Source organism: Pseudomonas arcuscaelestis (genome assembly GCF_016881005.1).
Classification (GTDB): domain Bacteria; phylum Pseudomonadota; class Gammaproteobacteria; order Pseudomonadales; family Pseudomonadaceae; genus Aquipseudomonas; species Aquipseudomonas arcuscaelestis.
In genome coordinates, this window is sequence record NZ_JACOPV010000011.1 from 1 (window position 1) to 21,144 (window position 21,144).

General features: G+C 58.8%; 24 protein-coding genes. 11 read left to right on the plus strand and 13 right to left on the minus strand.

The genetic code is table 11. The features are described from left to right. The first annotated feature begins 432 nt into the window (after window positions 1-432). From H8F21_RS17570 to H8F21_RS17580, 3 genes are all read left to right on the plus strand, one after another. Entirely contained in the window at window positions 433-945 is a 513-nt protein-coding gene (locus H8F21_RS17570) for a sigma-70 family RNA polymerase sigma factor (protein ID WP_203482692.1), read from the plus strand. Beyond that, complete coding sequence (locus H8F21_RS17575; protein WP_203482691.1) at window positions 921-1,889, plus strand: FecR domain-containing protein; 969 nt, start codon at window positions 921-923, stop codon at window positions 1,887-1,889. The genes H8F21_RS17570 and H8F21_RS17575 overlap by 25 nt, the downstream gene beginning before the upstream one ends. A gap of 118 nt (window positions 1,890-2,007) precedes the next feature. Further along, a complete protein-coding gene (locus H8F21_RS17580) occupies window positions 2,008-4,485 on the plus strand; it encodes a TonB-dependent siderophore receptor (protein WP_203482690.1) in 2,478 nt (825 codons plus the stop codon). Window positions 4,486-4,683: 198 nt separating this feature from the next. On the opposite strand, the gene H8F21_RS17585 is transcribed toward H8F21_RS17580, so the two are convergent. Next, window positions 4,684-4,872 (minus strand): YhfL family protein, encoded by a 189-nt coding sequence (locus H8F21_RS17585; protein ID WP_136478052.1) that lies wholly within the window; start codon window positions 4,870-4,872, stop codon window positions 4,684-4,686. 360 nt (window positions 4,873-5,232) lie between these two features. Here H8F21_RS17585 and gabP point away from each other — a divergent pair, with 360 nt between their 5' ends. Next, window positions 5,233-6,636 (plus strand): GABA permease, encoded by a 1,404-nt coding sequence (gabP, locus tag H8F21_RS17590; protein WP_203482689.1) that lies wholly within the window; start codon window positions 5,233-5,235, stop codon window positions 6,634-6,636. 10 nt (window positions 6,637-6,646) lie between these two features. Here the strand turns inward: gabP and H8F21_RS17595 are convergent, their stop codons facing one another. From H8F21_RS17595 to H8F21_RS17610, 4 genes are read right to left on the minus strand one after another with little or no spacing between them, the layout of a single operon-like run. Beyond that, complete coding sequence (locus H8F21_RS17595) at window positions 6,647-7,771, minus strand: agmatine deiminase family protein (protein WP_203585121.1); 1,125 nt, start codon at window positions 7,769-7,771, stop codon at window positions 6,647-6,649. Window positions 7,772-7,819: 48 nt separating this feature from the next. Then, window positions 7,820-8,923, minus strand: coding sequence for an extracellular solute-binding protein (locus H8F21_RS17600; protein WP_203585122.1), 1,104 nt, complete (start codon window positions 8,921-8,923; stop codon window positions 7,820-7,822). A gap of 1 nt (window position 8,924) precedes the next feature. Further along, window positions 8,925-9,833 carry an N-carbamoylputrescine amidase gene (gene aguB, locus H8F21_RS17605; RefSeq protein WP_203585123.1) on the minus strand — a complete coding sequence of 303 codons (909 nt, stop codon included), beginning with the start codon at window positions 9,831-9,833 and terminating at the stop codon, window positions 8,925-8,927. Between the two features lie 3 nt (window positions 9,834-9,836). Continuing rightward, window positions 9,837-10,889, minus strand: a complete 1,053-nt coding sequence (locus tag H8F21_RS17610) for an agmatine deiminase family protein (RefSeq protein ID WP_203482685.1) — start codon at window positions 10,887-10,889, stop codon at window positions 9,837-9,839. Window positions 10,890-11,021: 132 nt separating this feature from the next. On the opposite strand from H8F21_RS17610, the gene H8F21_RS17615 reads away from it, so the two are divergent. Next, entirely contained in the window at window positions 11,022-11,888 is an 867-nt protein-coding gene (locus tag H8F21_RS17615; protein WP_203585124.1) for a LysR family transcriptional regulator, read from the plus strand. Here H8F21_RS17615 and H8F21_RS17620 read toward each other — a convergent pair. Further along, complete coding sequence (locus H8F21_RS17620; protein ID WP_203482683.1) at window positions 11,885-12,127, minus strand: addiction module antidote protein; 243 nt, start codon at window positions 12,125-12,127, stop codon at window positions 11,885-11,887. The two genes, H8F21_RS17615 and H8F21_RS17620, sit on opposite strands and share 4 nt — an antisense overlap. Here H8F21_RS17620 and H8F21_RS30060 point away from each other — a divergent pair, their 5' ends adjacent. Then, window positions 12,128-12,235, plus strand: coding sequence for a DUF3077 domain-containing protein (locus H8F21_RS30060; protein WP_203482682.1), 108 nt, complete (start codon window positions 12,128-12,130; stop codon window positions 12,233-12,235). It abuts the gene before it with no gap. A gap of 2 nt (window positions 12,236-12,237) precedes the next feature. On the opposite strand, the gene H8F21_RS17630 is transcribed toward H8F21_RS30060, so the two are convergent. Then, entirely contained in the window at window positions 12,238-13,419 is a 1,182-nt protein-coding gene (locus H8F21_RS17630; protein ID WP_203482681.1) for a YeeE/YedE family protein, read from the minus strand. Window positions 13,420-13,520: 101 nt separating this feature from the next. Here H8F21_RS17630 and H8F21_RS17635 point away from each other — a divergent pair, with 101 nt between their 5' ends. Beyond that, complete coding sequence (locus H8F21_RS17635; protein ID WP_203482680.1) at window positions 13,521-13,997, plus strand: GNAT family N-acetyltransferase; 477 nt, start codon at window positions 13,521-13,523, stop codon at window positions 13,995-13,997. Window position 13,998: 1 nt separating this feature from the next. Here H8F21_RS17635 and H8F21_RS17640 read toward each other — a convergent pair whose 3' ends face one another. Together H8F21_RS17640 and H8F21_RS17645 are read right to left on the minus strand one after the other, a co-directional pair. Then, window positions 13,999-14,640, minus strand: coding sequence for a DUF1109 domain-containing protein (locus tag H8F21_RS17640; RefSeq protein ID WP_136478062.1), 642 nt, complete (start codon window positions 14,638-14,640; stop codon window positions 13,999-14,001). After that, the gene (locus tag H8F21_RS17645) at window positions 14,640-15,209 is read right to left on the minus strand and encodes a sigma-70 family RNA polymerase sigma factor (protein ID WP_203482679.1); all 570 of its coding nucleotides are present in this window, start codon (window positions 15,207-15,209) and stop codon (window positions 14,640-14,642) included. The genes H8F21_RS17640 and H8F21_RS17645 overlap by 1 nt, the downstream gene beginning before the upstream one ends. 181 nt (window positions 15,210-15,390) lie before the next feature. Here H8F21_RS17645 and H8F21_RS17650 point away from each other — a divergent pair, with 181 nt between their 5' ends. The 4 genes from H8F21_RS17650 to H8F21_RS17665 are packed head-to-tail and all read left to right on the plus strand — an operon-like array spanning window position 15,391 to window position 17,809. Next, window positions 15,391-15,672 (plus strand): BufA1 family periplasmic bufferin-type metallophore, encoded by a 282-nt coding sequence (locus H8F21_RS17650; protein WP_136478064.1) that lies wholly within the window; start codon window positions 15,391-15,393, stop codon window positions 15,670-15,672. A 31-nt stretch (window positions 15,673-15,703) separates the two neighbouring features. Next, on the plus strand, window positions 15,704-16,555 hold the full coding sequence (gene bufB, locus H8F21_RS17655; RefSeq protein ID WP_203482678.1) for an MNIO family bufferin maturase: 852 nt from the start codon (window positions 15,704-15,706) through the stop codon (window positions 16,553-16,555). Continuing rightward, entirely contained in the window at window positions 16,552-17,298 is a 747-nt protein-coding gene (locus H8F21_RS17660) for an HvfC/BufC N-terminal domain-containing protein (protein ID WP_203482677.1), read from the plus strand. The genes bufB and H8F21_RS17660 overlap by 4 nt, the downstream gene beginning before the upstream one ends. Window positions 17,299-17,335: 37 nt before the next feature. Beyond that, window positions 17,336-17,809 carry a DoxX family protein gene (locus H8F21_RS17665; protein WP_203482676.1) on the plus strand — a complete coding sequence of 158 codons (474 nt, stop codon included), beginning with the start codon at window positions 17,336-17,338 and terminating at the stop codon, window positions 17,807-17,809. Here H8F21_RS17665 and phnE read toward each other — a convergent pair. From phnE to H8F21_RS17685, 4 genes are read right to left on the minus strand one after another with little or no spacing between them, the layout of a single operon-like run. Next, complete coding sequence (gene phnE / locus H8F21_RS17670; protein ID WP_203482675.1) at window positions 17,806-18,573, minus strand: phosphonate ABC transporter, permease protein PhnE; 768 nt, start codon at window positions 18,571-18,573, stop codon at window positions 17,806-17,808. The two genes, H8F21_RS17665 and phnE, sit on opposite strands and share 4 nt — an antisense overlap. Then, window positions 18,570-19,397: a PhnE/PtxC family ABC transporter permease gene (locus tag H8F21_RS17675; protein ID WP_203482674.1), complete on the minus strand. Its 828-nt coding sequence runs from the start codon at window positions 19,395-19,397 to the stop codon at window positions 18,570-18,572. The genes phnE and H8F21_RS17675 overlap by 4 nt, the downstream gene beginning before the upstream one ends. Continuing rightward, the gene (locus H8F21_RS17680; protein ID WP_203482673.1) at window positions 19,391-20,185 is read right to left on the minus strand and encodes a phosphonate ABC transporter ATP-binding protein; all 795 of its coding nucleotides are present in this window, start codon (window positions 20,183-20,185) and stop codon (window positions 19,391-19,393) included. The genes H8F21_RS17675 and H8F21_RS17680 overlap by 7 nt, the downstream gene beginning before the upstream one ends. Next, on the minus strand, window positions 20,182-21,036 hold the full coding sequence (locus H8F21_RS17685) for a putative selenate ABC transporter substrate-binding protein (protein WP_203585125.1): 855 nt from the start codon (window positions 21,034-21,036) through the stop codon (window positions 20,182-20,184). Before H8F21_RS17685 ends, H8F21_RS17680 begins: the two co-directional genes overlap by 4 nt. Window positions 21,037-21,144: the final 108 nt, after the last annotated feature.

Genomic DNA, 21,144 nt, shown 5'->3' on the forward strand with positions numbered 1-21,144 from the left:
CTCGTGCAGTCACTTGTGATGCTGATAATCTTTCTGACTATCAGTCTGAGTCACAAGCACCCACACGAATTGCTTGATTCGATTGTTAAAGAGCGTTGGCTGAAGTCTTTCGCTTCAACCGAGGCGCACATTCTACGCTTTCCTCAGAGTGTGTCAAGCGTTTATTTTGAAGTTTTCCAGAATTTCTCTTTCAACTTCAATCGCTTAAGCTAAAAGCAGTTTCGAACTGCTCGTTAGCGGGAGGCGAATAATACAGTATTCAAATACCCGGTCAACCCCTGCCTGGAAATTCTTTTTCCTTATCAAAGCACCCGGGTTGCCACTATAGATACTGACTGACTGCTTTTGGCCCCTGCTGACCAAGCGCTTACGATTGCCTTAAAGCGCAGCATCGCAAATAATGAGACATATTATCATTTGCAGCGATCAATCATGGACGCAGGGGTCAAAGCTACAACACCACTGGATGTCGAGCATCTGTACGGCGAGCATCATAGCTGGCTGAAAGGCTGGATACGTTCGCGTATCGGTAATAGCGCCGATGCTGCGGATCTGGCTCAAGACACCTTTATACGTATGCTGACCCTGCGCAGCACGCCCCTCCTGCGCGAACCACGGAATTATCTGGCGACCATTGCCCGCGGGCTATTAATAGACAAGGCCCGCCGTCAAACCCTCGAACGGGCGTATCTGGACGTACTTGCCACTCGCCCCGAGCCGCTGCAGATATCACCGGAAACTCATCACCTGATCATTGAGTCGCTGATGGCCATCGACGCGCTGCTTGATGGTCTTGGGGCACGCACCCGGAAAATCTTTCTGCTGGTTCAGCTCGAAGGCCTTAGCTACGTGCAAGTGGGCAAGCAGTTGGGGCTATCGGTAACGACAGTGAAAAACCATCTGGCAAAGGCGCTGATGCAATGCATTCTGTTGATGGACGATTGAGCGGTGCGCACATCGATGCGCCGACCAAGGAGCACTTGCAAGCGGCAGTACAGTGGTACCTGGCACTCAACGACGTCGATGTCAGTTGCGACCAGCGCATGGCTTGGCAGCGCTGGCTTGGCGCTGACCCCCGGCACGCAAATGCCTGGGCGCGCATCGAAAAGCTCCAGCAGCAGTTGCGCGGTGTAGCGCCAGATGTGGCCTTGCCAGTGTTGTCGCAAATGGGCGTGCAACGGCGCCAGGGCCTGAAGATGCTGATGGTGTTGACCGCCGGTGCCACGACTTTTGCAGGTTACCGCGCCTCCCCCTACAGCGCGGATTTCGCCACCGGCACCGGACAACAACGGCAAGTGACCCTGCCGGACGGCAGTAACCTTGAGTTGAACACCGACACCCGTGTAGACATCGCGTACAGCCTGGAGGAGCGATTGATTCTGCTGCGGCAGGGCGAAATCCTCGTCACCACTGCAACCGATCGCGCTCCCGCTCGCCCGTTGTCGGTACAAACGCCGCATGGCCGCATCCTGGCCTTGGGCACTCGTTTCGATGTACGCCTGCAGCAGGGCTTCAGCAGTGTCGAGGTGCAAAAGCATGCAGTGGAGGTGCGCGCCTTGGACGCCCCACTTCAAGTACAAAGAGTCGAAGCAGGGCAAGCGCTGACCTTCGGCACCTCCCAGCTCGGTAAGCTGCGCCCGAGTCCTGTCGGCAGTAGCGCCTGGAGCCAAGGTTTGTTGGTGGTCGTGGACTGGCGACTGGCAGACTTTGTCGCCGAGCTGGCTCGCTATCGCCGCGGTTATCTCGGGTGCGCCGAGAACGTCGGCGATCTGCGCATCTCCGGCGCTTTCCGCCTGGACGATATTGATGGTGTGCTGGCCAACCTGCAGGTTTCGCTCCCTGTGAAGGTGCGGCGCTTTTCCAGATATTGGGTGCGGGTCGAGGCATAGTCGGCTCGCCTACCTGCGAATAACAATAAATCGCGTCTTGCCGATTCCTTTTTTCGTTCGGCTCATCAGTAGAGCGGTTAATCAGCCGCCTTTACTGCAACGGCATAGGAAGCGTTACATGAGCCACCCCAGTCCCCTCCAGAAGACCGCATTGCGGATGAACCTCAATGGTGCATTGTTGCGCATCAGCCTCGGCGCTGCCTTTTGCTCCGCAGCCATTGCTCCCTGCGCCTGGGCGCAACAAGCCAGCGAACAGCTCGACTACACCATTGCGGCCGGCCCCTTGGGAACCGCGCTCAGCCAATTTGCCGCGGCAAGTGGCGTAACCTTGTCGTTCGGTTCAACGCAAACCCAGGGCCTGGTCACCCCGGGAATCAAGGGCCGCTACTCATTCAATGAGGGCATCACCCGGCTGCTGGCAAATAGCGGGCTGCAGCTGCGTCAGGAGGGGGCCGGACGCTTCAGCTTGATCAACACACCATCCGGCTCGGCCCTGGAACTCGACACCACTAACATCACCGGTGGATACCTGGGCGCTACCACCGAAGACACCGGTTCCTACACCACCGGCTCCATGCAGACGGCAACCAAACTTGCGCTGTCGATTCGCGAAACACCACAGTCGGTCACGGTCATTACCCGCCAACGCATGGACGACCAGAACATGAAGTCGCTGGAAGATGTGCTGAAAAGCACCCCCGGCATCGCCGTTACAAAAGATGGCCCGCAACGCTCGACCTTTTACTCCCGCGGCTTTGCCGTGGAAAACCTGATGACCGACGGCCTGGCCAACGATCTCTCGCACTACCTCACCCGCGACATGAACTCCGCCCCCGACATGGCGATCTTCGACCGAGTGGAGGTGGTCCGTGGCGCAACCGGCATGATGCAGGGCTCCGGCAATCCCGCGGCGGCGGTCAACATGATCCGTAAACGACCTACCGCCACACCGCGTGTGAGCATCACCGGCAGCGCCGGCAGCTGGGACAACTACCGCACCGAATTCGATGCCTCTAATGCACTCAATGAAAGCGGCACCCTGCGCGGCCGCGTGGTTAGCGCCTATCAGAGCAAAAACAGTTTTCAGGACTTTGTCAGCGCCGAACGCTCGGTGTTTTATGGCATTACCGAAGCGGACCTCAACGAAGACGCCACCTTCACCTTTGGCATCAGCAACCAGAACTCCAACTACAACGGTGCATGGGGCGGCTTGCCGGTTGCCGCCGATGGCAGCGATCTGCACCTCAAGCGCTCCACTTATTTAGGTAGCAACTGGGAGTTCTGGGACCAAGACAACACCACTGCCTTCACGCGCCTGGAATACCGCTTCGCCAACAGCTGGAAAATGATGCTGGCGGCCAGTAAGAGCTGGTCGGACCTAAGCATGGCCGGCTCTATTCCTGAACGAATGGGTGACAACTTTGACCAGTTCGGCCAGTACATCGGCAGGTACGATTACGACGACCGACAGAGTAGTTACGACGCTTATGTAACCGGCCCCTTCTCGCTGCTCGGCCGTAACCATGAGCTGATTATCGGCGCCAGCAAGCGTGACTTGAAGTTCAAGGGCAAGGGCCTGGCCACTTCGCTCGATACCCATACCGACCTGCACAATCCCGGCGGCATTCCCAAGCCAGACTTGAGTGCAAACCCCTGGAAACAAGACCGCACCAGTGAGCAGGAAGGTGCCTATGTCACCACGCGACTGAGCATTACCGACGATTTGAAATTAATCCTCGGCGCACGCCTGGACTGGTACGAGTTTGATGTGGATACCAGCTGGAACGGCAAGACCTCGGCCAGCAGCCTGCCGAACAAAGTCACCCGCCATCTGACCCGCTATGCCGGCGCTGTCTATGACCTGGACCAGAACCACTCGGTGTATGTCAGTTACACCGACATCTTCCGCCCGCAAACCGAGCTAGACGCTCAGAGCAACGCACTCAAGCCTATTGAAGGTAAAAACTACGAGATCGGCATCAAGGGCGAATACTTCAACGGCAACTTGAATGCCAGCGCAGCTATCTTTCGCATCGATCAGGAAAACCGCGCCAAGGAGCTCAACCCCAACCAGTGCAATCCGGTGGGCAGCACCTGTTTTGAAGCCGCTGGGGAAGTGCGTAGCGAAGGTTTCGAACTGGAAGTGAATGGCTCGCTGATGCCCGGCTGGGAGTTGGGCGCCGGGTACACCTATGCCGCGGCTAAATACACCAAGGACACTGACCACAATAATGTCGGGCGCTTGTTCAGCACCAACATTCCGCGTCATATATTCAAGGCGTTCACCACCTATCAACTGCCGGGTGAACTCAATCGCTGGACGATCGGTGGCGGTCTCTCCCGACAGAACACTGTCTACAACAAAGGCACTAACGACTACCTGACCACGTTCGACTATCGCATCGAACAAAAGGCCTACACCGTCGTAGACCTGATGACCAGTTACCAGGCTTCGGAAAACGTGAACGTACGTGTGAACCTGAACAACGTCTTCGACAAAACCTACTACCAGGACATCAGCTCCAACACCGACTACGGCAATAGCCTGTACGGCGAGCCACGCAATGCGATGGTGACTGTTCGCTGGTCATTGTAAGGCCGTAGCTCGCTGCTGCAATCGCGGATGTTAGCACCATTCCCCGTGCCGCCAGAGCCTGACAAATTGTTAACCTGAAGATCAAGTTAGTTGGGATACAAGCAGCTTAACAACAGCAGAAAAACAAAACCCCCTGCTACGTCAGTAACAGGGGGTTTGGACTGATCCCGAAAGGGACCAGTCGAGTCACTTCTAAACTTACTGCTGTGGCAGCTTGTCGATAGGACCGCAACCACCAATAATTTTAGAAACGGAAACCGAAGGGTGGAACAGGTAGTCGTAGGTGCAGTTTTTTGGCTGGTTGTAAACTTGGCCAGTGCAGCCCGACAGCAGAGCAACGCCCGAAACCAGGGCAACAGCAACAGATGCTTTCAACAGCTTTTTCATACTAAGTCCTTTAATTTATGAAACACCGCCCTAATAGCGGCGGCGCGATTATACGGAAAACTTGTAAAACTCACCAGTCAGCAATGGACCCGCTCTAGGGCGTCTTTTTAACCCGACTGATCTGCCATGCCATGTCGCAATCGGACTTGGCTACGGCGCGCTCGACAAACACTCCAGCCCACACTCGTAGGTAATGTGACCAGGCCTTTTTCAACCATGCGTTCGTCGTGATGACTGATCGACTAGAGCAACTGCGCGTTTCAGCTATGCCGCTTTCAAGGTGTTCGAACGGGAAGAATTGATGTTCGCCTAACGGTCAGTCAGCACGCCCCAAGATCAAACACAAAGAGAATAAGCATAATGATCAGCTTGGGCTCCGAAGATTCGAAAGGTCAGTTGGCGCAAGGTTTCAAACCTCGCCACGTCACCATGCTTTCCATTGCCGGTATTATTGGTGCGGGGCTATTCGTCGGTTCCGGACATGCAATTGCCGCTGCCGGTCCCGCTGCAATCCTGGCTTACTTTTTGTCCGGCATTCTGGTCATCCTGGTCATGCGTATGCTTGGCGAGATGGCCGTCGCCAATCCTGATACCGGCTCTTTTTCCACTTACGCCGACCAAGCTATCGGGCCATGGGCGGGTTTCAGCATTGGTTGGATGTACTGGTGGTTCTGGGTGCTGGTCATTCCAATTGAAGCGCTTGCTGCAGGGCATGTACTCAACGCCTGGTTTCCTGGGGTCGAGTCCTGGTTGTTTGCACTGATCTCCATCATCGCCCTGGCCGCCACCAACTTATTCAGTGTTGCCAAGTACGGTGAGTTCGAATTCTGGTTCGCGATGTTCAAGGTGCTGGCAATCATCGCCTTCATTGGCCTGGGCGCTGCGGTGCTGATGGGCTGGGTGCCAGAGCGGGAGGTCAGTGGGTTTAGCCAATTACTGGAGGAACACGGCGGCTTCGCACCTAACGGCGCTTCGGCCGTGGTAGGGGCCTTCATCACCGTAATGTTCAGCTTCATTGGTATCGAGGCGGTTACCATTGCCGCGGCTGAATCACAAAGTCCGGCAAGGAACATCGCCAGGGCTACCCGTTCGGTCATCTGGCGGATCGGCGTGTTTTACCTACTGTCGATTTCCGTAATCATTTCCATCGTGCCCTGGAACGATCCTTTGTTGGCGTCGGTGGGTTCCTACCAGCGAGCACTGGAGTTGATGAACATTCCCCACGCCAAGTTCATGATGGATGTGGTGGTACTGGTCGCGGTGGCCAGTTGCATGAACTCCTCGATTTACATTGCCTCTCGCATGCTCTATTCGCTGGGTAAGCGTGGCGAGGCGCCCAGGCAGGTTAAGGTCACCTCAAAAGTAGGAGTACCAAGAACTGCCGTGATCGCCAGCACCGTGCTCGGTGCCGTGATCACCGTAGTCAGTTACTTCGCCCCGGCTGGGTTGTTCCAGTTCCTGCTGGCCAGCTCTGGCGCCATTGCCTTGCTGGTGTATCTGGTTATCGCCATTTCACAGATGCGCATGCGCGCTAAGCTGCGGCGCCAAGGCGTGCAGCTCAACTTTCAGATGTGGCTGTTTCCGTGGCTCACGTATGCGGTGATCGCCTTTATTATCGCAGCGCTCGGGGTCATGCTGGTAACCCCGGAGCACCGCGCCGAAGTCACCACAACCATCGGCCTGGCGCTGGTGATTTCCTTACTGGGCATTGTGCTGACCCGCCAGCAAGGGCAGCCAGCACGCGTGCGCTCTACCGCTCAGTGAACACCTGGGCTTATACCATCGGCAGTTGGTGGGTTACGCAATGAATACCGCCCCCACCCGCTGCAATGGCGTCGATATTGAGCTGCACCACATCACGGTCCGGGTACAGTTCCGTGAGCAAGTCGTACGCTTTGGCGTCGGCGGTTTTATCCCCAAACTGCGGAGCAATGACTGCGCCGTTGATAACGAAGTAGTTGATATAACCGGCAGCAAAATCCGGATTGTCCTTGCTGAAGCGGTTGCTACGCGGATTCAGTGGCGGTGACACCGTGTGTATCTTGAGCTTGCGGCCATCGGCGTCGGTCGCGTTGTTGAGAATTTCCAAATGCCTCTTGGTTACCTTGTGATCGTATGAATCAGGGTCGGTGTCGAGGTTGGCAATAACGACGCCAGGGCTGACAAAACGCGCATAGAAATCGACATGCGCATCGGTGATGTCCTTGCCCTTGATCCCCGGCAACCAGATGATCTTGCGCAGCCCCAGTTGCGTCTTGAGTTCCTCTTCAACCTCAGCCTTGCTCCAGTCACGGTTGCGATTGGCATTGATCCAGCTGCTTTCGGTCATGATGCCCGTACCGTGACCGTCCACTTCGATACCACCACCTTCACCCACCAATTCGCTACGCCGATAGGTGGCCTCGGCGTTGTTCGCCACCAGCCTTGCCACCCGAGCGTCAAAGGCATGCTGTTGCTTGTTGCCCCAGCCATTGAAGTTGAAATCGACTGCACCCAAGTCGCCTTGCTCGGTGATGACAAAGTTGGCGCCGATGTCACGCATCCAAATGTCATCCAGCTCGGTAACGACAAAGGTGGTGTTCTTGCTGCCACATAGTTCTTCGGCCAGCTCCCGCTCATGGGCACGGCACAGCACAACCACAGGCTGGTAGCGAGCGATGGTGCTGGCGATCCGGCCGATCGCTTCTTGCACGTCACCGGTGAAGTCTTCCCAGATGGCTTCTTGGGCACCAAAGGACACAAAGGCGCACTGTTGCTTTTCGCCCTCGTCCGGCATGAACCAGTGACCATTACCGGCTGCCAACGCCCGGGGGGTGCCGAAACCAAAGCCCATCGATGCAACCAGACCCAGGCCGGCGGCCGCTGAAACCTGCTGTATAAATTCACGACGCGTTGGCATCTGTTTGTCTCTCAATCAAATCAATAACAGTGAACGGGCGCCACGCCGTCAGTTGCCGGACGCCGTTTTGAATTTGGTCCAAACCCGCATCCGCGCACGCATGTCGGATTGGGGAATGTCCTTACCTGTCACCAGGCGCTCGAAGGCCTCTGCAGCCGGATAGATGTCCGGGTTGTTGCGCATCTGCGGATCGACATCCGGGCGCGCCTTGGCGTTCGAGGTGGGGTAACCGGTGAAATTGCTGATAGCCGCCATGTTCTCCGGACGCATGACGAAGTTGATAAAGGTATAGGCGTATTCCGGGTGTTTGGCATCGACTGGAATCGCCATGTTGTCCATCCAAACCGTGGTGCCTTCACGCGGGATGCGGTACTGGAAGCTGACTTTCCTGGACGCTGAGTCGGCGGTGCGCTGAGCCTGGGTCATGTCGCCGCTGTAACCGAGCGACAGGCACAAGTTGCCGTTGACCAGGTCGGTGACCGGCTGCGACTGGAACTTGCGGATATACGGCCTGATCTTGAGCAGCAGTTCGCTGGCCGCGGCGAGGTCTTCCTTCTTGGCACTGCGCGGATCGCGGCCTAAGTAATTAAGTACTACCGCCAGGGCTTCGTCCGGCGAATCGATCATCGAAATCCCGCAGTCGGCAAATTTGGCTGCCAGCTCCGGTTTGAACAACAACTCCAGGCTGTCCACCGGCGCATCCGGCATGCGCTTGCGAATCTGCTCATCGTTGTACGTCAGGCCGATGGTGCCCCAGGGAAAAGGCACTGTCGCTTTGCTGGCGTGCGGATAATGAGTACGCAGCTTCTGCAGGCCCGGCTCCACATCGGCCAGCGCGGTTATCTTCGAGCGGTCCAGCTCCTGCAGGCTGCCGGCACGCATCAGTCGCTCCGCCACGGTGTCGCCAGGAAAGATCAGGTCGTAGCCGCTGCCGCCGGTCATCAATTTGGCTTCCAGCACTTCGCTGCCGTCCATCACGTCGTAGATCACCTTAATGCCGGTCTCGGCGGTGAACTTGGATAGCGTGTCCTCGGCAAAGTAATCAGCCCAGTTGTATAGGCGCAGGGTCTTTTCCTCAGCATGTGCCGTGGTCAAGGTTGCCCCCAGCGCGAAGCCCAGGGTAACGAGTAAACCTTTATGGCTGACGTTCATATCAATCCCCTTGGGTCTTCCAGCACGCGTTGACTTGACGGCCATCCAGCCCCAGAAGCGCTGCATACATTTCCGGGCGGCGGTCGCGGTAAATACCCCAGGTAAGACGCTCTTCACGCATCGCCGCCAGGTCCAGTTGCTGCACCAGCACACCAGAGGTATTGCGGTCGGCTTCGGCCAGCATCTTGCCTTTGTGGTTGCTGATAAACGACGAGCCATAAAAGGTCATCTGCAACTCGGGATCGGTGGTCGCTGCCTCAAGCCCCACACGGTTGGAGGCAACCACCGGCAAGATATTGGCCGCTGCATGTCCGCGCATTGCCATCTGCCAGTGATCCCGCGAATCCAGTTCCGTAGCACCTGGCTCAGAGCCGATAGCGGTCGGGAACAACAACACCTCGGCGCCCATCAGCGCCAGGCAGCGTGCAGTTTCGGGGAACCACTGGTCCCAGCAGATGCCCACGCCCAAACGTCCAAATGCGCTATCCCAGACGCGGAAGCCGGTATCGCCAGGGCTGAAGTATTCCTTCTCCTGATAGCCGATGGCGTTGGGGATATGGGTTTTGCGGTACACCCCCAACAGACGACCATCGGCATCGGCCACGCTCAGCGAATTGAAGTAGGCATTACCAGCCTTTTCAAACCAGCTCAGCGGCAGTACCACGCCCAGCTCTGCAGCCAATGCGGCAAAGCGCTTGAGCACCTGGCTGTGTTGATACTCCTCGGCCAGGGCCAAATGTTTGTGATGCTGCTCGATGCAAAAGTACGGCGTGGCGAACAACTCTTGCAGCAAGATTACCTGGGCGCCCTGGGCCGCCGCCTGACGCACCAGCTGTTCGGCCTGATCAAGGTTGTGCTGCAAATTCCAGGTGCAGGGCATCTGCGTAGTAGCAACGGTCAACATGCTCATGCATCACCCCTTTACCGGCCAGGCGGGTTGCTGTTGAGTGATGCAGTGCACGCCCCCACCACCGTGGGCCAGATGGTTGATCTGCACCGGGACCACTTCACGTCCAGGGAACGCCTTGGCCAATACCTCGGCAGCCGCATGGTCCGCCTCGATGCCGTAGGCCGGCATGATGATGGCGCCATTGGCAATATAGAAGTTGGTGTAAGAAGCGCAGAACACCTCGGCATCGACATCCACTGCCTCGCTCGCTTCGTACAGCTCGTGCATTTCAAACCTGCGACCCTGGGCATCGGTGGCCAGCGCCAGCGCCCTACGGTTTTCCCGAGCCACCTGGGCATACACCGAACTCTGGTCGCGGGTCGCATCGACCAGCAACACGCCAGGACGAGCGAACGCGCAGACGCCATCAACGTGGCCATCGGTCATGTCACCGGTGACGTAGTCTGGGTCACCCGGCAGCCAGATGGTTTTTTTGATACCCAGAAAGCGCGAGAAAATATCCTCGATCTCGGCCTTGGTCATTCCCGGGTTACGGTTAGGGTTGAGTAACACCGACTCGGTGGTAATCAACGTACCCTCGCCGTCCACATGAATTGCCCCGCCTTCGTTGCTCAAGGCCGTGCCAAAGCAGTCCAGCCCGAGCGTGTTGAGCACACGCCGCGCCAAGCCTTCGTCCAGGTCATGCGCCGACTTGCCGCCCCAGGCGTTGAAGCGCCAGCTGACACCGGCCAGCCCCAGCTTGGGATGGCAAACAAAGCTTGGGCCCGAGTCGCGGCACCAGCTGTCGTTCACCGGCAGCTCGATCAACTCGATGTTCGCCCCACAGAGTTTGCTGGCACTGGCGCGGGCGGAGGGATCAACCACCATCTTGACCGGTTCGAAGCGCGCAATCGCATTGGCAACACGGGCAAAGTCCACCTGAACCTGCTCCAGCGTCACCTTCCAGCCGGACTCCCACAACTGCTGGTTGTGCGGCCAGACCATCCAGGTCGCTGCATGGTTCACCCACTCTGCGGGCATGAACCAACCACTGTTCAGATCGTCATTGCGCTGCATGCTTCTCACCTTTCAGTTAAGGGATATTAATTACTGAAAACCGCTGCTGCGGTAAGAAAGTCCATGCTATGGCTTCATAAATGCGCAAACAAACGATAGATTTAGCCGACAACTGATAAGTAGAGCTAATCAATGCTAAAGCACTGGCCTCCCCTGAATGCCCTGCGCGGCTTTGAAGCTGCCGCTCGCCTGGGCAGCTTTCACAAGGCAGCCGAAGAGCTACATCTCACTCAATCGGCGATCAGCCAGCAGATACGCAGCCTCGAAACATTCCTGGAGCAACCGTTGTTCTTTCGCAGCGGCCGCAGCGTGAGCCTTACCGATGCCGGCTACGACCTGCAAAGCACCACCCAGGCGATGCTGCAGCAATTGTCGGTGGGTATTCGCCGTCTGGAGCAATACCGCAAGCCCAACCAACTGGTGGTCAACACCACTCCGGCGTTTGCCCGCCACTGGTTGCTGCCGCGCCTGGGCGATTTTCATCGCCAGCACCCCGAGGTTGACCTGTGGTTGTTCACCAGTTTCGAGCCACCGGACATGGCCACGCAAACCATCGACCTGAGCATTCGCGATGACCTCAGCGCCCAGGCAGAATGCAGCCACCGGACCCTGTGCCGTGATCGCCTTTACCCGGCTTGCCATCCTGCTTTGCTCAACACGCCCAGGGAGCAGCGCACCACCTTGCATGGCGAACGCGAAATGGACTGGAGTCATTGGGTAATAGAGGGCGGCGAAGATGTTGGCCAACGCAGCAATGGCCTGAACTTCTCCGACCCTGGCCTGCTGCTCGATGCCGCCTGCGCGGGTCATGGAATTGCCTTGGTCAGCCAACTACTGGCAAATCAGGCAAACAGCCAAGGATTATTGCAGCCGCTGTGCGCACAAACCGTACGCGGGCCTGACTGGAGCTGCCTGATACATCGCGATAGCGAGAAGAGCCCATTGACGCGAAGTTTTAGTATTTGGTTGCAGGCGAGCCTGGCAGTTGATGGCGATTAATGATGTGGCGTTGTATGCGGCATCGCCAAAAGGTCGATTCCCAGGGCGCGAATAACTCTCAGCACCGTGTCGAAACGAGGCTTCGCACCTGGAGACAATGCCTTGTAGAGGCTTTCACGACCTAACCCACTGGCAACGGCTACCTGAGCCATGCCACGAGCTTTGGCAACATACCCAAGCGCTCTGATGAGCTCGCAGGCTTTGCCAATGCCTACAAAGTGCGGGTAATACCGTTCCATGTGGGAGCCCGCGTTGCCGGGACTGCAGATGAAGACGCGACCCTGGTATGGGCCGCGCATTTTCCAGGTGAGATGGCTAAAGCCATTATCGATAATGTGGTTCTGTAGGCTTATCGCGCGAAGAAGAACGGACGAATACGCACGCCAACCACGTTGCCCGCATACGCCGCAATCAACCATAACCAGCCATGCACGCTACCGGAGGCGATACCGCTGAAGTACGCGCCGATGTTGCAGCCATAGGCCAGGCGCGAGCCGTAACCCAATAGCAGACCGCCAATAACCGCGGCTACCAGTGAACGCAAAGGAATGTTCAGGTTGGGCGCAAAGCGACCCGCCAAGCCTGCGGCCAGCAGCGCACCGAGGACAATGCCGATGTCCATTACCGTGGTGACATCCTCCCACAGTGGCGACGCCAGGGCCTTGGCATTGGCCGGTACTTGCCAGAACGCCCAACTGCCGACGTCTACGCCCAGGCCACCAAGGGTTTTTGCGCCCCACAGGGCGAATGCCGAGGTGATGCCCCATGGTCGCCCGGCCAGTGCCAGGGTTGCGTAATTGAGCAACGCCAGGGCCACAGCGCCCCACACCAGCGGCCATGGGCCACGCAGAAAACGACGCAGGCCCTGGTGCTCACTGGGTGGCGCAGTTTCCAGCAGACCGTGACGGCGCTTTTCCAACACCACTGTGGCCCATGCAATTACCGCGAATACCGCCAGGCTCACCAGCACTGCCGGAAGCAGGCCAAAAGACTGAACAATCGAGGTGGCCGGCAACGATGGCAGCGAGAACCACCAATCGACGTGATGGGTGGCCGTTACCGAACCGATGATGAAGAACAGCAGGGTCACCAGCATCCGTGCGTTGCCGCCACCGACGGTGAACAAGGTACCGGAAGCACAGCCACCGCCCATCTGCATGCCGATGCCAAAGATGAACGCACCAAACACCACCGAGACCCCGGCCGGGGCCACCAGGCCTTTGACCGGCTGACCGAACAGGGTGCCGGCATCCAGCGCCGGGAAGAACAGCAACACGGCGATGGTCAGCATGACCATCTGCGCCCGCAAGCCTGCCCCGCGGCGTTCATTGATGAACACGCGCCAGGCCGAGGTAAAGCCAAAGGCGGCGTGATACAAAGTGAGCCCCAAGGCGGCGCCAACGATCAACAGCAACACCTGGTTGGTGCCGACATAAGCCTTGAGGAACAAGGCACCGATCAGCAGCAGCGCCAAGGCGAACAGCGGCGCACCGAGGCGACGTTCAGGCACGATGGGAACAGAAAGACTCATGACAATATCCGCGTGGCGATTTTTCAGCTGCCAATTGTACCTGCGCAAGCCAGCAGGCAGTGTAGGATTCCTGACACCCTCCTCCATGAGCGAGCCACCTTATGCAACTGACTCATCGCCCAGTCCAGGCCGCGGACATCGCCGCCATCTGCTGCTTTCCCCAAGGCCCCGACGAGCTGTTCTACATGTTCCCCAAGGCCAATTACCCACTGACGCCAGCGCAATTGAGCGATGCAATCGCGCAGCGGGCCGGCTCGACAGTGGTAGAGGGCGACGGGACGGTGCTGGCGTTTGCCAACTTCTACAAGGCCGAGCAAGGCGGTGTCTGCGCCTTGGGCAATGTGGTGGTAGCCCCAGCGGCCCGGGGTCATGGCGTAGCGCGCTATTTGGTGCAGAGCATGATTGATCTGGCCTGCAGCGAGTTCGATGCCCGCGAAGTATGGGTATCGTGTTTCAACAGCAATACCGCCGGCTTGTTGCTTTATCCACAGCTGGGGTTTGAACCCTTTGCCATCGAGGAACGCCAAGGGCCTGGCAATTCGCGGGTAGCCTTGGTGCAGATGAAGCAGATGTTGTAAGTTACCAACGCAACCAGCGCGGCCCGAGCAACGCGCCTAGCAGAGTGGGAATGGCCATACCCAGCACATACCAGACGCCCCAGAACGGCACTTCCATCTCTGGGCAATGCAGGCAGTAGGCCAAGGTGGCAGTGGCGCTCGCCAACAAACCGGCCACTGCACCCGACAGGCGCAACTGAGTAGGTGCAAACTCGCGCAAGACACGAATCAACGCAAAGAAGCCCGGCACCGACAACAACACAATGTTGAACGCACAGCTGCGCCAGGTCTGGCCGAAGATCATGCTCAATTGCTGTTCTTCAGGCACACCGCTCAATACCAGCAACGTCACCGCCCAAACCCCAAGCACGGGCGCGCCAATCCCTCCCCAGCGCAGGCCAACCTCAAGGCCAGGACGTGCCAACCGGTTGAAGACCAGTAGCGCAGCAACCATCAAGCTTGCCGGCAAGGCGATCTTGCCCCAGAACAACGGTGTTGCCGCCACCACGGCAAGGTCGGCACGCACCCCATACAGCAGCACTGTCAGTACGCTTGCGCCGACAATGGCGATCAGCATGGCAAGGCCAATACGCCGCGTAAACTGCTGCCGATCGATCGGTTCGATACCGGTGGCAAGCAGGGAAATCAGGTCGTCGGTTTTCATCATGTACCTCGAATCAACGCTGCGAGTGCCTTGAGCCCCCGATGGATGCCAACCTTCACCGCTGACCCGGAAAGCCCGGTCAGTTGTGCGGTTTCCTCGACCGACAGCCCCTCCAACTTGACGTGCACAATCGGCAAGCGTTGCTTGTCTGGCAGTTGCTGCAGCAGTTTACCCAAGTCCCGCTGGGCTTGAGCCGGCGCTTGCTGCTCCTGTGCAAACAGCTCGTCGCTGTCCTCCAGTGGGTCGTTCAAGGCGTCTCGTCGCCCTTGGCCGCGTAAATGATCGGCGAGTTTATAGCGGGCAATGGCCTGCACCCAGGCGGTCAACGGCTGATCGCGCTGATAGCTTTGACGGGCGTTATGCACCGCCAGCAGCACCTCTTGGAGCAAGTCCTCGAGATCGTCAGAGCGCGAATACAGGCGCTTGCGCAAAAAACCTCGAAGGTGCCCGCTCAGTTGCTGCAGGAACAGTCGATAAGCCTGCGCATCGCCGTCCAGTCCTGCCACCAACAAGCCTTGCAGCGCTGCTTCACGCGCACGCAGCAATTCACTCTGTTTAGTTCGGTCCATCCAAGGCTCTGGTTACAGGGGACGAAAAGAAAATAGCTGCCAGAAACGATAGCGTTTTTAACTACCTGGCGAAAAGACAAAAAAATTCTGCTGGGCTGTAACCCATCGGCTAAACCCGGCGAACTACTTCACGAGCCGCAAGCAAAAATGCCCGGCCACCTAACCTTTGGAGTATGACGCCATGAAAACTTTCGCCGCTACCGCCGCCGCTCTCGCCTTCGCTTCGATCGCAGGGACTGCCGTTGCCGCTTCGTCCACCGATGCGCCAGCACCTGCCATGGAAAAATGCTACGGCGTGGCCATGGCAGGTAAAAACGATTGCAAAGCCGGGGCCGGCACCAGTTGCGCCGGTACAGCAAAAATGGACTACCAAGCCAACGCCTGGAAGAACGTGCCTGCTGGCACCTGCACCTCGATCAAAACGCCCAACGGCATGGGCTCGCTGACTGCAAAACAGTCCTGATCCTCGGCAACCGGTAAAGGGCGAAGCGACCATGAACACACCTTCCTCTCTGAGTGCCAACACCGGCTTGGGCGCCGGTCTCGGGCTCAAGGCCGAGCATTACGAACACGCCATGGCCTGTAGGGCACCCGGAATGTGGTTCGAGGTTCACCCGGAGAATTACATGGTCGCAGGCCCTCGACTGGAATGGCTACAAGCCGTTGCCGAGCAGCACCCGCTGTCTTTGCATGGTGTGTCCATGTCGTTGGCCGCCGACCAGTTACCGGATGCCGAGCATCTGTATCGCCTCAAAGCGCTGACCGAACGAGTGCAACCACAACTGTTGTCGGAGCACCTGGCCTGGTCTACCTGGCAAGGGCAGTACCACCCGGACTTGCTGCCCTTTGCGCGCAGCCACGCGGCCCTGCAACGCATAGTCGAGAACATTGACTACGCCCAGGATATCCTGGGCCGCCCGCTGGCGATCGAGAACCCAAGCCACTACACGCACCTGGACGGGCATGACTTCAGTGAGATCGACTTTCTCACCGAGCTTTCCCAGCGTACCGGCTGCAGTCTGTTGCTCGATATCAACAATGTGCATGTCAGCGCCCATAACATGGGCTTTGAGGCCAGCACCTACCTGGATGCATTTCCGGCCCACCTGATCAGCGAGATTCACCTGGCCGGTTACAGTCAGGACGCCAACAGCGACCTGTTGATTGACTCCCACGATGCGCCCATTGCCGCCGAGGTGTGGACGCTCTATCTGCGCTTGATAAAACGCATTGGCACGCGTCCTACCCTGATTGAGCGCGACGATCAGATCCCCCCCTTCGAGGCACTTCTGCGCGAGCGCGACATGGCCCAGTTGCTGCTCGATAGCAACAGTAGACAACCATGAGCACTTCAACGCTGGGACAATTCCAGACAGCTTTCGTCAACGCCTTGTACGGCGGCGCAGCGTCGAATGAGCTGCTTGCACTCACCCAGCAAGTTGGTTTCACGGTGTATCGCAATACCGTGCTCAAAGGCTGTGTGGATGCCTTGCAGGCCAACTTTCCCTCCGTCGAGCGTCTGGTGGGCAACCCTTGGTTCCGCGCTGCCGCTACGGTTCATGCAACCCAGACGCCGCCCAGCGACGCGCGCCTGATCTTCTATGGAGAGCACTTCGCAACCTTCATTGAGCAATTCGAGCCCGCCCAACATCTGCCTTACCTGGCCAATGTGGCCCGCGCTGACAGGCTATGGATCGAGGTGCACACCGCGCCTGCCGACAGCAGCCTGAACAGGCTGGCGATGACCAACCTGGCACCTGAACTGCTCGGTCAACAACACCTGCGCCCGCGCACCGATGTGCGCTGGCAATGGTTCGCCGAACAACCGATCTACAGCATTTGGGACAGTAACCGCAGGGCCGCGCCCGTGCCGGAGCCGCTTGCCTGGGAGGGTGAAGGGGTATTGATGCGCCGACACCACGGCCAGGTGCTCTGGCAAGTTCTGAGTGAAGTCGATTGCATCTTTCTCGACGCCTGCGCGGCGGGCAACTCCCTGGAACAGGCAACCAACAGCGCCCTGACGTTCGATCCAACGCTGGACTTCACCACCCTGCTCGCCCGCCTGCTGGCGGCGGAAGTATTTGCTTGAGCAGCGCCTACCCATGTGCCCCTGAATGGAGAACACCATGCACTCGATCAGTGAAACGCCCGACAAACACCCAACCGCCGCTGGCACATTCTGGTCGCGTTGCGCAGGGCAGCTGCAAGGACTGATCAGCGACTCGTTGCTGTCACTGATCGCCCGCCTGGGCATCGCGGCGATCTTCTTTCTTTCAGGGCGCACCAAGGTCGAAGGCTTTCTCAGCATCACGCCCAGCACCTATGAGTTGTTTCGTACCGAGTACGTGTTGCCGCTGCTCCCGCCCTGGCTGGCCGCTCACCTGGCCACTTATGCCGAACACGTGTTTCCGCTGTTGCTGGTACTTGGCCTGTGCACCCGCTTCGCCGGCTTGGCGCTGCTGGGAATGACCTTAGTGATCCAGGTGTTTGTCTATCCCGACGCCTGGCCAACTCACTTGAGCTGGGCAGGTTTGCTGCTGGTGGTGATCGGTCGTGGCGGTGGTCGCTGGTCACTGGATCACCGCCTGGGCATCCGTTAGGCCCGCACAAAACGCTGCCTGAGCACATCACTCAAGGCATCCACCAGCAACACCAACACCAGCATGGCAATGATTACCGTGCTGGCCTGGGCCTCCTGGAACAGGCTCAACGTGGTGTAGAGCATCTGCCCCAAGCCACCGGCTCCCACGAAGCCGAGCACGCTGGCCATACGAATATTGTTTTCCCAGCGATATAGGCTGTAGGCCAGCAACTGCGGCCAGAGGTTGGGCAAGGTGCCAAAGCAGAAGGCCGCGACTTGGCTACCGCCCTGCAAACGAATGGCAGCAGCCGGCTCAGGCGGCGCGTTCTCCAGCGCTTCAGCGAACAACCGGCCCAGCACTCCCGAGGTGTGCAGGGCCAACGCCAGGGTGCCGGCGTTCGGTCCCAGCCCAGCTGCCAGCACTGTCAGCGCGGCCCAGACCAGTTCCGGGATCGCACGCAAGGCATTGAGCAACAAACGTGCAGCGCCCTGCAGCGGCCAGCCAAAACGCCCGGCGGCTGGCAACGCCAGCAACAGGCCGAGGATTACCGCGAGCAAAGTGCCCAAGCCAGACATGGCCAACGTTTCAAGGGCGCCTTTGCCCACTGCCTGTAAATGCCCGGCGCTCAGGTCCGGGCTGAGAAAGCGTGCTGCATAGGCCCCCATCTGACCCAGCCCGCCATTACCGAACAGCGACTGCAAGTCGAGGCTGAGGTAGGCGAACGAGGCAAACACGGCCGCCAGCAGGGCGAGAATCAGCGAGGCATTGAGCAAGCGTCTCATGCCAGCCTCCCGCGCAGCACTCGGCTGAGTTGGTCCGCCAGCCATACCAACACCAGGAAAGCCAGCAACATGCTCGCCACCTCGGCGCCGGCGAACATGCGCATCGACAAATCGATCTGTTGCCCGAGCCCTCCGGCGCCAACAAAGCCCATCACAACCGAGGCGCGTATCGCGCACTCCCAGCGATACACCGTGTATGACACAAGCTCTGCTGCTGCATCGGGCAGGATGCCGTAGAAGAATGCACTCAGACGACTACTGCCAGCTTGCAGCAGGGCGTGGGCGGGACGCTGGTTGACCGACTCGAAGATCTCCGCATAAACCTTGCCGAGCATACCGCTGTAGGTAATGGCGATGGCCAACACCCCGGCAGTCGGCCCCAGGCCCACCGCGCGAACGAACAGCAGCGCCCAGACAATCTCTGGCACGCTGCGCAGAAAGATCAGCAGGCCACGCACCGGCAGGCGCACCATGCGTGACCAAAACCCCAGGCGGCCACCACGAGAGGCGGCGTCCATGGACAGCGCCCGGCTAGCCAGCAGGCTGGCTGGAATCGCCAGCATCAACGCCAGGGCCATACCGGCAGTGGCCACCGCCAGCGTTTGCAAAGTGGCCTGCCAGAGCAAGACGAGAAAATCCGGGTCATGCGCTGGAGGCCAGAAGGCGCTGACGAAATTGCCCATTTCACGACGGTTTTCAGCCTCTAGGAGCACGCCGGGATTAAGCTCGCTCAACTGAATACCAGGCCAGAGCACGGCAATAATCAGCAGGGTCAGCAACAGCCTGGGCAAGGCTGCAGGGTCGCGTTTTTCGGCACTCAGCATCGTGGAATCTGCAGGGGCAGGGCCGGCAAAGGCACTTGAGGCGAAACCAGATGTTCGTTGGCATACAGCGCATCGAGCATGTCTTGGGAGACGTGCGCAGCGGGTAGGTCGAACATCACCTGCCCTTCGCGAATGCCGAGTACCCGCGGGAAGTGCGCCAACGCAAGCTCCACCGCGTGCAGACTCGCCACCAGGGTGACACCACGTTCAGTGGCATGTTGATTGAGCGTTCTCAGGCTGTGTTCGGCCAGCACTGGGTCCATGGCCGAAACAGGCTCATCCGCCAGCAGGATTTGCGGTTGCTGATACAGGGCGCGGGCAATGCCGACACGCTGCAACTGCCCGCCAGACAATTGCCCGCACTGGGCAAATACCTTTTCCGCCATGCCCAGCCGCGACAGCACCGCGCGCACACCGGGTACATCCGAGGGGTGCAACAGATTGAGCAACCCACGCAAGGTGCTCCATTGACCCAGGCGCCCAGCCAGCACCGCAGTCACCACGCGTTGGCGCGGAGGCAATGGCGGTGCTTGATGGACCATAGCAATACGTGCGCGCAGACGCTGACGCGCACCTGCAGACAGACGCCAAGGCGCTTCACCGAGCAGCTCGACGCTACCGCTGGTGGGCGCCATGGCACTGGCTATGAGGTGTAGCAGGCTGGACTTGCCGGCGCCCGAAGGGCCGATGATTGCCAGCCGCTCGCCGACCTCGACACTCAGGTCGACCTCAAGCAATGCCTGTACCGCACCATGGCGCAGGCTGACGCAGTTGAGCCGGATCGTCACTTGAGCAACTCAGCAGCGCGAGCGGCCTCCTCGATACCCTTGTAGTTGTCCGGGCTGGTGGCGATGAAGCGGCTGGCAGCCTGCAGGTCGAGGATCGCCTTGTCTGCGGGTTTGGCCGGGTCAAGGTCAAGGAAGGCCTGCTTGATTTTCTCTTTCAAGGCCGGATCGAGGCTGCCGCGTACGGTCCAGTTGTAGTCGTAGTAACTTGGGGTGGTGGCGAACACCTTGACCTTGTTGGTATCGACCTTGCCCGAGGCGACCAGCTTGTCCCATACGCTGGCGTTGAGCACGCCGGCATCGACCTTACCGGCTTGTACCCAGGCTGCAGTCGCATCGTGAGCACCCGAGTAGGCCACCCGGCTGAAGTAGGTTTCCGGCTTGATGTTGTTGTCCTTGAGCATGAAGTAGCGCGGCATCAGGCTGCCGGAGGTGGACGAAATCGAACCGAAGGCAAAGGTTTTGCCCTTGAGATCGGCCAGGCTCTTGATTTGCGGGTTGGCGGTGATGAATTTGCTGGTGAACTCGGCATCCTGCTCACGCTGCACCAGTGGTGTAGCGGTCGGGCTCTTCAGATGCACCTGAACAAAGGTGAAGCCGCCCAGCCAGGCCATATCCAGACGGTCAGTGGCCAGTGCCTCGACCACCGCTGGATAGTCGGAAACCGGCACGAATTCGACCTTCATGCCCAGCTTCTGCTCCAGGTATTCGCCCAGCGGCTTGAATTTGCGCAGCAGTTCGGTGGGTGCCTCGTCAGGGATGGCGCTGACGCGCAGGGTGTCGGCCGCTTGGGCCAGGTAAGTCGAACACGACAGTACGAGGCCGGCAAACAGCGCCAGGGGACGTTTGAGCATGAGGGGTTCTCCGGTTCAATAGCGGGGAATGAGCCAGCAATGGGCTAGCTGCGCAAATTATAAGAGGCATCGGCGCAAAGACCAGCTTTGCTACAATCGGGCTTCACG

Coding starts and splice junctions, on each gene's coding strand:
- H8F21_RS17615 (WP_203585124.1), top strand. CDS start 11,022: ATGCTAAAGCACTGGCCTCCCCTGAATGCCCTGCGCGGCTTTGAAGCT.
- H8F21_RS17640 (WP_136478062.1), bottom strand. CDS start 14,640: ATGAAAACCGACGACCTGATTTCCCTGCTTGCCACCGGTATCGAACCG.
- H8F21_RS17630 (WP_203482681.1), bottom strand. CDS start 13,419: ATGAGTCTTTCTGTTCCCATCGTGCCTGAACGTCGCCTCGGTGCGCCG.
- H8F21_RS17595 (WP_203585121.1), bottom strand. CDS start 7,771: ATGCCAACGCGTCGTGAATTTATACAGCAGGTTTCAGCGGCCGCCGGC.
- H8F21_RS17570 (WP_203482692.1), top strand. CDS start 433: ATGGACGCAGGGGTCAAAGCTACAACACCACTGGATGTCGAGCATCTG.
- H8F21_RS17585 (WP_136478052.1), bottom strand. CDS start 4,872: ATGAAAAAGCTGTTGAAAGCATCTGTTGCTGTTGCCCTGGTTTCGGGC.
- H8F21_RS17650 (WP_136478064.1), top strand. CDS start 15,391: ATGAAAACTTTCGCCGCTACCGCCGCCGCTCTCGCCTTCGCTTCGATC.
- H8F21_RS17600 (WP_203585122.1), bottom strand. CDS start 8,923: ATGAACGTCAGCCATAAAGGTTTACTCGTTACCCTGGGCTTCGCGCTG.
- H8F21_RS17635 (WP_203482680.1), top strand. CDS start 13,521: ATGCAACTGACTCATCGCCCAGTCCAGGCCGCGGACATCGCCGCCATC.
- H8F21_RS17675 (WP_203482674.1), bottom strand. CDS start 19,397: ATGCTGAGTGCCGAAAAACGCGACCCTGCAGCCTTGCCCAGGCTGTTG.
- H8F21_RS17580 (WP_203482690.1), top strand. CDS start 2,008: ATGAGCCACCCCAGTCCCCTCCAGAAGACCGCATTGCGGATGAACCTC.
- H8F21_RS17575 (WP_203482691.1), top strand. CDS start 921: ATGCATTCTGTTGATGGACGATTGAGCGGTGCGCACATCGATGCGCCG.
- gabP (WP_203482689.1), top strand. CDS start 5,233: ATGATCAGCTTGGGCTCCGAAGATTCGAAAGGTCAGTTGGCGCAAGGT.
- H8F21_RS17665 (WP_203482676.1), top strand. CDS start 17,336: ATGCACTCGATCAGTGAAACGCCCGACAAACACCCAACCGCCGCTGGC.
- aguB (WP_203585123.1), bottom strand. CDS start 9,833: ATGAGCATGTTGACCGTTGCTACTACGCAGATGCCCTGCACCTGGAAT.
- bufB (WP_203482678.1), top strand. CDS start 15,704: ATGAACACACCTTCCTCTCTGAGTGCCAACACCGGCTTGGGCGCCGGT.
- H8F21_RS17645 (WP_203482679.1), bottom strand. CDS start 15,209: ATGGACCGAACTAAACAGAGTGAATTGCTGCGTGCGCGTGAAGCAGCG.
- H8F21_RS17660 (WP_203482677.1), top strand. CDS start 16,552: ATGAGCACTTCAACGCTGGGACAATTCCAGACAGCTTTCGTCAACGCC.
- H8F21_RS17620 (WP_203482683.1), bottom strand. CDS start 12,127: ATGGAACGGTATTACCCGCACTTTGTAGGCATTGGCAAAGCCTGCGAG.
- H8F21_RS17685 (WP_203585125.1), bottom strand. CDS start 21,036: ATGCTCAAACGTCCCCTGGCGCTGTTTGCCGGCCTCGTACTGTCGTGT.
- H8F21_RS17610 (WP_203482685.1), bottom strand. CDS start 10,889: ATGCAGCGCAATGACGATCTGAACAGTGGTTGGTTCATGCCCGCAGAG.
- phnE (WP_203482675.1), bottom strand. CDS start 18,573: ATGAGACGCTTGCTCAATGCCTCGCTGATTCTCGCCCTGCTGGCGGCC.